The 11717-nt window shown below is 69.6% G+C and carries 11 protein-coding genes; 4 read left to right on the top strand and 7 right to left on the bottom strand.

The annotated features are described in order from the left end of the window. Together RT323_RS13925 and RT323_RS13930 are read right to left on the bottom strand one after the other, a co-directional pair. Positions 1–1905 (bottom strand): glycosyltransferase family 2 protein (locus RT323_RS13925; RefSeq protein WP_313409565.1); only part of this gene is annotated, 1905 nt, incomplete at its 3' end. 54 nt (positions 1906–1959) lie between these two features. Then, positions 1960–2211 (bottom strand): WhiB family transcriptional regulator, encoded by a 252-nt coding sequence (locus tag RT323_RS13930; RefSeq protein WP_313409567.1) that lies wholly within the window; start codon positions 2209–2211, stop codon positions 1960–1962. A gap of 112 nt (positions 2212–2323) precedes the next feature. On the opposite strand from RT323_RS13930, the gene RT323_RS13935 reads away from it, so the two are divergent. From RT323_RS13935 to RT323_RS13945, 3 genes are all read left to right on the top strand, one after another. Further along, on the top strand, positions 2324–2992 hold the full coding sequence (locus RT323_RS13935; protein WP_313409569.1) for a TIGR03089 family protein: 669 nt from the start codon (positions 2324–2326) through the stop codon (positions 2990–2992). An 82-nt stretch (positions 2993–3074) separates the two neighbouring features. Next, positions 3075–3938 (top strand): ABC transporter permease, encoded by an 864-nt coding sequence (locus tag RT323_RS13940; RefSeq protein WP_313409570.1) that lies wholly within the window; start codon positions 3075–3077, stop codon positions 3936–3938. Further along, positions 3922–4683, top strand: a complete 762-nt coding sequence (locus RT323_RS13945; RefSeq protein WP_313409572.1) for an ABC transporter ATP-binding protein — start codon at positions 3922–3924, stop codon at positions 4681–4683. The genes RT323_RS13940 and RT323_RS13945 overlap by 17 nt, the downstream gene beginning before the upstream one ends. A 32-nt stretch (positions 4684–4715) precedes the next feature. On the opposite strand, the gene RT323_RS13950 is transcribed toward RT323_RS13945, so the two are convergent. Then, complete coding sequence (locus RT323_RS13950; RefSeq protein WP_313409574.1) at positions 4716–6158, bottom strand: LCP family protein; 1443 nt, start codon at positions 6156–6158, stop codon at positions 4716–4718. Between the two features lie 75 nt (positions 6159–6233). Next, on the bottom strand, positions 6234–7688 hold the full coding sequence (locus RT323_RS13955) for an LCP family protein (protein WP_313409576.1): 1455 nt from the start codon (positions 7686–7688) through the stop codon (positions 6234–6236). 118 nt (positions 7689–7806) lie between these two features. On the opposite strand from RT323_RS13955, the gene RT323_RS13960 reads away from it, so the two are divergent. Then, positions 7807–8892, top strand: a complete 1086-nt coding sequence (locus RT323_RS13960; protein ID WP_313409578.1) for an LCP family protein — start codon at positions 7807–7809, stop codon at positions 8890–8892. Between the two features lie 333 nt (positions 8893–9225). On the opposite strand, the gene RT323_RS13965 is transcribed toward RT323_RS13960, so the two are convergent. The 3 genes from RT323_RS13965 to RT323_RS13975 form a co-directional block, all read right to left on the bottom strand. Further along, on the bottom strand, positions 9226–9414 hold the full coding sequence (locus RT323_RS13965) for a hypothetical protein (RefSeq protein WP_313409580.1): 189 nt from the start codon (positions 9412–9414) through the stop codon (positions 9226–9228). Then, a complete protein-coding gene (locus tag RT323_RS13970) occupies positions 9408–10292 on the bottom strand; it encodes a hypothetical protein (RefSeq protein ID WP_313409581.1) in 885 nt (294 codons plus the stop codon). Before RT323_RS13970 ends, RT323_RS13965 begins: the two co-directional genes overlap by 7 nt. A gap of 142 nt (positions 10293–10434) precedes the next feature. Beyond that, positions 10435–11717 (bottom strand): NAD-dependent succinate-semialdehyde dehydrogenase (locus tag RT323_RS13975; protein WP_313409583.1); only part of this gene is annotated, 1283 nt, incomplete at its 5' end.

The raw sequence follows: 11717 nt of genomic DNA on the forward strand, positions 1-11717 counted from the left end.
GCCGGTCCCCGCCAGGACGTCCAGCGCGTCGGCGGGTGCGTCCACGGGGTGGCCCGCCTCCCACCAGATCCGGCCCGAGAGGACGCGGTCGAACAGCCACGGACCGAGCAGCACCGTGCCGACAGCGGCACTCAGCGCGAGGTGGCGCGCCGCGGGGCGGACGAGCAGCGCGCACACGAGCAGCGCGACGATCCCGAGCGCCCAGGCGATCGGCGCGAACGCCGCCACGAGCGCGATCCACACCCCGACCAGGACGGCCCGTGGCCAGCTCGGCTCGAGCACGAGCCGCAACAGGACGTTGGCGAACAGTGGCGCCACCACGAGCGCCACGACCGTCCCGAGGCGGCCTTCGGCCACGGCTCCGGTGACCGCGACCATGAGCCCGTACGAGACCGCCCACGTCATGCGGACTCCGCGGTCGTCGCTGACGAGGCGACCGAAGCGGTGCGCGGTCAGCGCGGCGAACGGGACCGCCAGGACGGTCAGGATCCAGGCGATGGCGCCCGGCGCGAACCACACGACCAGCCCCACCAGCGCGAGCGGGACGACGTAGGCCGGAGCGCCGTCGGCACTGCCGAGACCGACGGCGTGCGAGCGGTCGAGCAGCAGGCCCCACCACGCCGTGACCGAGTCCGGGGACGCCGGCAGGACCGGACTGGAGAGGTGACCCGCGACGGTTGAGCGAGCCGCCACGATCGAGGCCACCAGCAGCACCAGGACGGTCGTCAGCCACGGCCAGCGACGCCACCACGGCGGCATCTCGATGACGACGGGGTCCTCCTCGTCCTCCTCGCCGACGCCGATCGTGCGCAGGCCCATCGTCTCGACCGACTCGGGCCGCACGAGGGTCTGCATCGTCGTCGCGGCCACGTCGAGGCCGTGCTGGTAGGGCATCCAGAAGCCGGCGAAGAGCTCGCGGATCTCGCGGTTGCTGCGCTTGACGAGCGGCTTGCGCCGCCGGCGTGCCGCGATCATCGGACCGGGGTTGGCGAACACCGTGACCATCGCCATGATCTCGCCACGGGCGGACCGCAGGTCCTTGCCCAGGACGAAGGCCACGAACCTCAGCAGGGAGCCGAGGAAGAGCCGGATGCTGGTGATCCAGAACTGGCCGATGTCGCTGTTGGCCAGCATCGTGTGCAGCGCGGCGGCGCGGCGCTCCCCCGCGTGCTCGCGCACGCCCTTGCGGCGCACCCGCCGCCGGTTGCTGGTGGCCTCGGCATGGAAGACGATCGCTCGCGGAGCGGTGCGCACGCGGTAGCCGGCACGGTTCGCGCGCCAGCCGAGATCGACGTCGTCGAAGAACAGCGGAAGTCGCGGGTCGGTTCCGCCCAACCGCTCCCAGACGTCGCGACGGACCAGCATCCCCGCAGAGCCGACCGCCAGGACGTCGCGCGGACGGTCGTGCTGGCCGGCGTCCGGCTCACCGGACTCCAGCATCGTCTCGCGCTGACCCGTGCCCGTGACCGTGACGCCCACCTCGAGCAGGCGACGCAGGGAGGGCCACTCGCGCACCTTCGGACCGACGATCCCGATGTCCCCCGCGGTGGCCTCGTCGAGCAGCCCGGCCAGAGCGTCGGGATCGCAGACCTGGTCGTCGTGCAACGTCCAGATCCAGTCGTACGCCTCGGTCTCGGACTCGAGCGCGCACGCGACCTGCGCGCCGAACCCCAGTCGCGGCGGCGCCTGCACGACGCGGGTGGCGCCGGAGTGGGACTCGAGCAGGTCGCGGGTGGCCGGATCACTGCCGTCGTGGACGAGGACCAGCAGGTCCGGTCGGTGGGTCAGGGCGTCGAGCGAGGCGAGGGTCCGGGCGAGCCAGCGCGAGCCGCGGTGGGCGACGAGGACGGCCACGACGACCGGCGGCGCCGAGCGCCACGCCGGGACCTGTTCGTCGTCGTGCATGGTCGCCACCCTAGGCGGTTGCGACCAACCGCCGGATGTCAGCGCTGCGTGTGATCAGGCGCGCTTCTTGAGCTTGCGACGCTCGCGCTCGGACAGTCCGCCCCAGATGCCGAAGCGCTCGTCATGGGCGAGGGCGTACTCGAGGCACTCGCTCTTGACGTCGCACGTCAGGCACACGCGCTTGGCCTCACGCGTGGAGCCGCCCTTCTCGGGGAAGAACGACTCGGGGTCGGTCTGAGCGCACAGCGCGCGCTCCTGCCACATGAGTTCGGGGTCGTCGCCCTCGATCCAACCGACTAATGACATGTCTGTAATTACAGACGCCGGACTGCCAAACGTCAAGCCGAATAGCAAATCTCAGGGAATCGTCGGCGTGTCGCGGCCCGCCCCGACGCCCCGATGGCATAGGACGAGGGCCATGGCCACGACACTCGCGACCGCCCTCAGCCCCTCCCCCACCCCCGTCGTGACGTACTACGACGTCGCCACGGGCGAGCGGGTCGAGCTCAGCGGCGTGACCCTGGCCAACTGGGTCTCGAAGGTCGCGAACCTGCTCGTCGACGAGCTGGACGTCGAGCGTGGCACGCGCATCCGCATCGGGCTGCCCAGCCATTGGCTGCGCTTCGTGTGGCTCCTGGGCGCCTGGCGCGTCGGCGCAATCGTCACCGACCGCGACGCCCACATCGGGCTGTCGGGCCCCGAGCTGCAGGCCGACGAGCCCGTGCGGCTGGCGGCGGCGCTGCGCCCGCTCGGCGGCCGCTTCCCGACCGAGCCCGAGGGATTCCTCGACATCGCCGTCCACGTCCCGGGCTCCCCGGACGTGTTCATCGACGTCGACCCGCCCGAGTCGGGCGACCTCGCGATCGACCTCGACGGCGTCACGGCGACCCATGCGGAGCTGCTGGCCCTCCCCGTCTCGGGCGAGCGCCTCCTGTCGGGACCGCGCTCGCTGGCCGACGACGCCCGCGCGCTGGTGGCGGCGCTGGTCGGTGGCGGTTCGCTCGTCGTGGTCTCCGGTGCCGACGGGACCGAGCTCGACCGCATCGCCCAGCAGGAGCGCGCCCAGGTCGAGCGGCGGGGACGTTGATCCCGATCCCATGACCGGTGCCCTAGACTCGTCGGGGCATCCGAGCGCGGATCCGCCCGATGGAACACGACAGGAACCACGTATGACCCCAACGGTCGACGACCCGCAGGCCCACGGCCTGACCCGGGTGGGCGGCCGACCCCCGCTGCTGCAGTACCTGCGGGGTGTCGCGAAGCGCAAGGACTTCATCCTCTCGCTGGCGCTCTACCGCATCGAGGCCGAGAACCAGCGCCAACGCCTGGGCCTGCTGTGGATCGTCCTGAAGCCGATCCTCAATGCCGCGGTCTTCGGCCTGGTCTTCGGCATCCTCATGGCCAGCACCAAGACGGTGCCGGACTTCGTGTCGTTCCTGGTGATCGGCGTGTTCCTGTTCGAGTTCTTCTCCTCGACGATGGGCAGCGGCGCCAAGGCGATCACGTCGAACCAGGCGCTCGTGCAGAGCTTGGCGTTCCCACGCATGGCCCTGCCCGTCTCGACGGTCATCCAGAAGTTCATCGGGCTGCTGCCGACCATCCCCCTGCTCATGGTCTTCCTCGTGATCATGGGCCACCGCCCCACCTGGAACTGGCTGCTGATCGTGCCGTTGCTGGCGCTGTACTACCTGTTCTGCCAAGGTGTCGCCTTCATGACCGCGCGCCTGACGGTGCACCTTCCGGACGTGACGAACCTGCTGCCGTTCGTCACCCGGTTCTTCTTCTACACGACGGGCATCTTCTTCAGTTTCGACCTGCGCTTCGTCGACAATCCAGCCTTGCTGGAAGGCGTGCAGTACCAGCCCCTGTACGCGTTCATCACCCTGTCGCGCGAGCTGTTGCTCGATTCGGACCCCCTGTACGACGTGCGCCCCGAGTTCTGGTTCATCATCGCGGGCTGGTCGATCGCCGTCTTCCTGATCGGGACCGTCTTCTTCTGGGCCGCCGAGGAGCGCTATGGCCGCGTCGACTGAGTCCCCCGACGGTCGCCGTCCGGTCGTGGTGGTCCAGGACCTCCACGTCGAGTACAAGGTCTTCGCCACCGGGAGGCGAGCCAGCGAGGCGGACCGTGGCGGTCTGCTGCGCCGCGCCAAGCGGACCCGCACCGTTCATGCCCTGAAGGGCATCAGCTTCACCGCCTACGAGAACGACAGCATCGGCGTGATCGGCTCCAACGGCTCGGGCAAGTCCACGCTGATGCGCGCGATCACCGGCCTGACCCCGGCATCCCGCGGCGCGGTCTACGCCAGCTCGCGACCCAGCATGCTGGGCGTCGGCGCGGCCCTCATCAAGCCGCTCTCGGGCCAGCGCAACGTCATCCTGGGCGGTCTGGCCCTGGGCTTCTCCAAGGACGAGATCCACGCCCGCTACGACGAGATCGTCGACTTCGCGGGGATCCGGCCGTTCATCGACCTGCCGATGCGCACGTACTCCTCGGGCATGACCGCCCGCCTGAAGTTCGCGATCGCCACGATCCGCAACCACGAGATCCTGATCGTCGACGAGGCCCTGGCCGTGGGCGACCGGGCCTTCCGCCAGCGCAGCGAGGACCGCATCCGCGAGATCCGCGACAACGCCGGCACGGTGTTCCTGGTCAGCCACTCGATGCGCTCGATCCGCGACACGTGCAACCGTGTCATCTGGGTCGAGAAGGGCGAGCTGGTCATGGACGGCGAGCCGAACGAGGTCATCGCCGCCTACAAGGCCTCACGCGTCTGATCATCGGACGCTGACGAGTCCTGCCCCACCGCTCAGCAGGTGGCGGCGAGGTCGTCCGTGTTGTTCGCGGCCGAGGGCGACGAGGTTGTGGGCGCCGTCGTCGGCTCCGTGGTGGGCGCCGTCGTGGGGGCGGACTGCGAGGCCGAGGCCTTCGGCCTGCGCTTCTTCACCTGGCGCTCGCTCTTGGCGACCAGCTCGGCGACGTCGGCCCGGATCTGCTCGAAGTCGGGGGTCACCGTGGAGTATTCCGGGGGCACGACCGACAGGGTCGCGATCTTCCTGTCCTTGGCCTTGAGCGCCAGGTCGCCGAAGGCGCCCAGCTCGGAGGCGGGGATGTCGGTGCGCAGCATCTCGGCCGAGCTGGAGGCGATCTCGCCGGCGTTCAGCACGACCTGCTCGGGGCTGAGCTGCTTGAGCATGGCCTGCATGAGGCACTTCTGGCGGCCCATGCGCGTGTAGTCGTCGGACTGGACGCGGCTGCGGCCGTACCAGAGCGCCTCGTCGCCGTTGAGCTTCTGCTTGCCGGGCTGGATGTAGACCTGCTTCCAGGCGTCGTCCTTGCCGAACTTGGCGATCGGCTCGGTGATGTTCATCCGGATGCCGCCGACGGCGTCGACGAGGCTCTTGAAGCCCTTCATGTTGACGAGCACGTAATAGTTGACCTTCAGGCCCGTGACGCCCTCGACGGCGTCCAGGGTCGCGTCCAGTCCCGGGTCCTTGCTGCGCGGGTACAGGTCCTCGCGGTTGGCCGCGGCGGTGTGCACGGCGTTGAGCAGGCACTCCGACCCGCAGTTGTAGCCGTACGGGTACACGGCGCGCATCGGCGAGTCCTCGGGGAAGGGCACGTTCTGCAGGTTGCGCGGCAGCGAGACCATGACGGGCACGCCCGTCGCGGCGTCGATGCTGACGAGGTTCACCGAGTCGGGACGCAGGCCGAAGCGGTCGGAGCCGGAATCGGCGCCGAGCAGCAGGATGTTGTAGCGACCCTTCAACGGCGACTTGACCTCGGTCTCGTGGAAGACCTTCTCGACGACGTCCTTGGAGGCCGTCACGGTGTTCCAGCCCAGGTAGGTGGTCGAGGTCGCCAGCGCGACGATCGTGATGTTGACGACCGAGATCACCGCCAGTCGCCAGAAGTTCAGGCTGCGCACCAGCGCGAGGCGCCACGCGTCGACGAACAGGAACATCCACAGCACGGCCAGGACCAGTCCGGTGATCCGCGCAACCTGCAGCACCGACGGATCGGTCAGCCAGTCGATGATCTGGGCGCGATCGGGGCGGAAGCGGAACCACATCACCAGCGCGGCGGTGATCGCCGCGACCCAGGCCACCATGACGACGGCGCCGAGTCGGCGCGCGCCCGCGAGGAACTGTGCGATGCCGGGCCACACCACCGTGCCCAGGATCAGGACCAGGGCACGGCGCAGTCCTCCCCGCTGGGCGACCCGTGTGGGCCGCGCCCCGAGAGCGCTCATCGCTGGACCTTCCTCTACACCGACCGACGCACCATTAAACCCTTGGAAGCCAAGGCCGGGCCATGACGGGTCCGATCAGCAGCTCTCGTCGAGGTCGGCGCTGCGATTGGCCTTGCGGGGATCCTTCTTCTCGGCCTCGGCGCCCACCTCGATGACGGGCATCCGCGCGGTCGCGAAGGCGGACTTCTGGATCTCGCTGTCACCCTGCGACGTCTGGACCGCCGCGGCGACCATGCGGCGGACCTTCGGGTAGTCCGGGTTGCCGGTGTAGATCACGGGCGGCACGAGCGAGACCGAGGAGATGGGCTGGGACTTCGTCTTGAGCGCGAGGTCCATGAAGACGTTGAGGTCCTGACGCGGGATGCTCGTGTGCAGCATCGCCGAGCTGGACTCCGCGATGTCCTGCATGTTCATGATGACCTTCCGCGGATTGAGCTGGCGCACCATCGCGTTCATGACGCACTTTTGGCGGCCCATGCGCGACCAGTCGTCGTTCTCGACGCGGGAGCGGGCGTACCAGAGCGCGTGGTCGCCCGAGAGCTTGCGCTCCCCGGCCTCGATGTACCCGCGGATGGGAGAGCCGATGCCGCCGATCGCGGTCCGCTCGCGCACGTTGATCCTCACCCCGCCGACCGCGTCGATCAGGTTCGAGAAGCCCTTCATGTTGACCAGCGCGTAGTAGTTCAGCTTCAGGCCGGTGATCTCCTCGACGGCACTCATCGTGACGTCGATGCCGGGCTCCTTCTGCTTGAACAGGTCGGCGTGGTCGTTGGCCCAGGTGTTGACCGCGTTGAGGTAGCAGCCCTCGCAGTTGAACCCGTCCGGGAACTGCTCGCGCATGACCGAGCCCTTCGGGAAGGGCACGTTCTCGAGATTGCGCGGCAGGCCGATCAGGACGGCCTTGCCCGTCTCGGCGTCGATGCTCGCGACGTTCATCGAGTCCGGGCGCATGCCGACCCGGTCGTCGCCTGAATCGGTGCCCATCAGCAGGATGTTGTAGCGGCCCTCGTGCGGCTCCGAGACGGTGTTGGAGGCGAACACGGCGTCGGTGAACCCGTTCATGACCGAGACGGTGTGCGCGGCGAAGAACAGGACGGCGGCCGTGCCGACGACCAGCACGCCGTGCAGCGCGGTCGAGATCGCCAGGTGCGCCCCCTCGAGCTCGCGCGGGCGACCCAGGCGCCAGGCGTCGACGATCAGCGCGACCCAGCCGACGGCGAGGGCGATCAGCAGCCACCGGCCCAGCGTGAGAAGCGTGCCGTTGGTGGCGAGACCGAAGATGAACTGCCGGTCGATCAGCGAGACCAGGGCGAGCACGAGGACGACGCCGATCACCGTGAGCCACACGCGAATGGCGAGCCGACCGACACGCTTGTTGCCGTGGACCAACTGCGCCGAGCCCGGCATCACGAGGGTCATGGCGGCCAGGGTCAGGGCCCGCCGGAAACGGATACGAGCGGTTGCGCCCGCAGGGTCGGCGTAGGTGCCGCCCAGGGCGCTCGTGCGGTCGTGGTGCATCGCTGTCCTCACGGTGGGGAAGAGTCCGTAGGTTTCCCCAGTATCAAGCGGCCTGCCGCGATCTCCGGGAGGACGCGCCGATGATCGCCCGAGGGAATCGGCGCGTGGACGCACGCGGTACCTTCACCCCATGCCCCCCTCCGGTCCCAACGACTCCGGCGGTTACGACTGGCTCTACGAGGACGAGTCCGGTCGTCCCGTCTCGCGTCCCGTGCCGCAGGGGTCGTCCGTTCCCCCGCCGAACCTTCCCCCGCCCGGGTCGGGCCGCCGGGGCGGTCAGGGACCCCGTGAGCCCGAGCGGCCGAAGAAGAAGCGCGGTCGTTTGCGGCTGCTGTGGCTGATCGTGGCGCTGTGGCTGGCGTTCATGGTCATCGTGCCGCTGGTGGCGTGGTCGAAGATCACGAAGGTGGACGCGACGCCCGACGGCGAGCGTCCCGAGGACGAGGCGACGACCTGGCTGCTGGTCGGCACGGACAAGCGCCCGAAGGACCGCTCCCGCGGCCGTACCGACACGATCCTGTTGCTGACGTACGGAGGCGACGGACCCTCGGTGCTGACCTCGATCCCCCGCGACTCCATCGTCGACATCCCGGGCCACGGCCGCACGAAGGTCAACGCGGCCTACGCGTACGGCGGGCCGCCGCTGCTGGTCGAGACCCTGGAGTCCGAGACCGGCCTACGCGTGGACGGCTACACCGAGATCGGCTTCGTGGGACTGCGCGACGTGGTGGACGCGCTCGGCGGCATCGAGATCTGTCCTGAGCAGGACATCAAGGACAAGGACGCCCGCCTCAACATCAAGGAGGGCTGCCAGGAGGTCGATGGCAAGACCGCACTGGGCTACGCCCGGTCGCGCAAGGCCTTCGCCAGCGGCGACATCGCCCGCGGCCAGCACCAACGCGAAGTCATCGGCGCCATCGGCGAGGCGGCGCTGTCGCCCTCGACGGCGCTCAATCCCTTCAGGTTCACGAAGGTCGCGACCACGACGGCCGAGTCACTGGCCGTCGGTGACGACGTCTCGCTGCCGTCGTTCGTCCGCTTCGCATGGAAGCTGGGTCGCGCGATGGGCGGCAGCGGCCGCAGCTGCACCGTTCCCATCGCCGACATGTCCGTGCAGTGGGACCGCGACCGGGCCGTGAAGTACTTCGCGCACCTGCGTGACGGCACCACCGACGAGCTGGGCAAGCTGTGCACCGAGAACGGCATGCGCGACTGAGCTAACGAAGGTCGGTCCGGGGCGGACGTCGATCCCGTCGGCATTTGAGGAGCCAGGTGCCCATGGTGCCGACGAGGACGGCGCACACGCAGAGCGCAGCGATCCGCCAGTCCTCGGCGCGCCGGTCGGTCGCGATCAACGTGACGGCCCCGACGGCGAGCGAACACGCGACAGCTGTCGCCACCAGCTCTCGGCTCTTACTCATTGATACGCCCCTTCTCGCGTCGCCCGGACGCACTCGGATTGACCGTAGCCCGCCTCAGCAGCAGTGACCACCGCTCTTCCACAGCGACGGATCGGCGGGCCCCGGGCGGGACCCGCCGATCCTGTCTGTCACCTGTCCCGCGAACTACGTCGTCGGGACCACACCAACGCCTGGATGCCGACTAACAGCAGGTAGATGAGCAGGACGCTCCCGGCGAGTCGCCAGGCCTCAGAGTCGGCCTCCGTCAGCAGCGCGGTGGACGCGACCAGCGCCACGACCACGACCAGCAGGTTGAACGCTTCACGCTTGATCAGCACTTCTCCTTCTTCCACTTCCACAGCACCCCGTTCGGCAGGAAGTGCAGCTCGGCGCACTTGCCCTGCTTCGCAGCCGACTTGAACAAGGACCGCAGCGAGCTGCCGGCCGCGACGACCGTGCCGACGCAGACGGCGGCGATCACCGGGTGCGGGATCTTCGTGCAGAGGAACGCGGCGAAAGCCTGCACCCCTCCGGACGCCTTCTTCGCGATCGCCTTGGTCTCCTTCTTCGTGAACTTCACGCAGATGGACGTGCGCCAATCACACGAGAAGATCCGCGGGTCCGCGACGATCGGGTAGTTGAAGTCCCCCGCCCGGTGGTCGACGACCTGGGTGATCACGCCGTCGCGCAGGGTGAACCGCGTGGGCACCTGACGGCCGTCAGCGTCCACGGCCCATGGCGCGGCGACCTGCGCCGCCAATTCGCCTGCCTCGTTGGTGAGCTCGACCGCACCGTCTGGCGTGACCTGCCCCGTGAGGCCGTCCGCGGCATCGAGGTCGAAGTTGTAGCTCGTGGGCGCACCCGGCTCCTCGATGCCGATCAGGACCTGGGCGCCGTCGGCCGTCGGCGCGACGGCGAGGGACGCACCGTCGGACGCCGGCACCACGTACCGCCCATCGATCTTGGAGACCTGCGAGTTCTGTGCGGCCGGAAGGCCGAGCGAGACCCCGGCCGTGCCAGCACCGCTGAGCCTGACCGCCTCGCCGGAGCGGACCGGCTCCAACGGCGACTGTCCGACCGGGACGGCATCGTCCACCAGGGCGATCTCCCCCAGCCGTTGCTCGACGGTGACCCGCTCGTCGACGGCGTGGGCCGGCAGGGCCGCCGCCGTCAGGGCCGCCGAAGCGGCCAGGACCCCCAGGGTCCGAGTGAGCATGTGCATGAATCCCCCGATTCAGTCATGGGCGAGATCGCCCGTTTCGATGTTGTTGGCTCACGCTATTGGGCCCAACATTGTGTGTCAAGGGCAAGCTCGATCAGGGGTTCTCTCACACAGGTCCGGCGTCGCGCGCCGGTCCTCACCAGGGGTCGGCGTGGGCCACGTAATGCGTCTCGAGGTACTCCGACAGCCCCTCGTCGCCACCCTCGCGGCCCAGTCCGGACTGCTTCACGCCGCCGAACGGTGCGGCAGGGTTGGACACGATGCCCGTGTTCGCCCCGAGCATGCCGACCTCGAGCGCCTCGCTCATCCGCTGGACCCGAGCGTGGTCCCGCGTGTAGACGTAGCCCGCCAGTCCCATGTCGGTGTCGTTGGCCAGCGCGACCGCCTCCGCCTCGTCCCGGAAGGTGACGATGGCGGCGACCGGACCGAAGACCTCGTCGCGCAGCACGGGCGAGTCGTGAGTGACGTCCGCCAGCAGCGTGGGACGGACGAACCATCCCGGGGACGGCACGTCCCGACGTGTCGTGAGCGACCGGGCCCCAGCCGCCAGGGCACCGTCGACCAGCCCGGCCACCCGGTCGCGGGAACGACGGTCGATGAGCGGGCCGATGTCGGTCGCCGGATCCGTGCCGTCGCCCAGAGTGAGCCCGTCCATCTCGGCCGCGAGCAGCTCGCCGAACCGCTCGGCGACGGACTCGTGCACGAGGAAGCGATTCGCGGCCGTGCAGGCCTGGCCCATGTTCCGCAGCTTCGCGACCACGGCACCGGCGACCGCCGACTCGAGGTCGGCGTCCTCGAACACCAGGAAGGGCGCGTTGCCACCCAGTTCCATCGAGGTGCGCATCACCGTGGACGCGGCGCCGCGCAGCAGCTCGCGCCCGACCGGCGTCGAGCCCGTGAACGAGAGCTTGCGCAGGCGCGCGTCGGCCAGCAGGGGCGCCACGACCTCGCCCGCGGCGGACGTCGTCACGACGTTGAGGACGCCGTCGGGCAGTCCCGCCTCCTGCAGCACGCGCGCGAGCCACAGGCTCGTCAACGGCGTCAGCTCGGACGGCTTGAGCACCATCGTGCACCCCGCCGCGATGGCCGGAGCGACCTTGCGCGCCGCCATCGCGAGCGGGAAGTTCCATGGGGTGATGAGCAGGCACGGCCCCACGGGCCGGGTGTGCGTCTGGAGCCGCGACCTGCCGTCGGGCGCCATCCGGTGGCCACCGCGCGCCCGCGTGGCCTCCTCCGAGAACCAGCGCAGGAACTCCGCGCCATAGGCGACCTCGCCCCGGGCCTCGGCGAGCGGCTTGCCCATCTCGAGCGTCATGATCCGCGCCAGCTCGTCGGCGCGCTCCTGCACGAGGTCGAAGGCGCGCCGCAGGATGTCCGCCCGGTCACGCGGGGACGTGCGCGCCCAGTCGGGCTGGGCCG

It is taken from the genome of Aeromicrobium sp. (assembly GCF_032084975.1).
Classification (GTDB): Bacteria; Actinomycetota; Actinomycetes; order Propionibacteriales; family Nocardioidaceae; genus Aeromicrobium.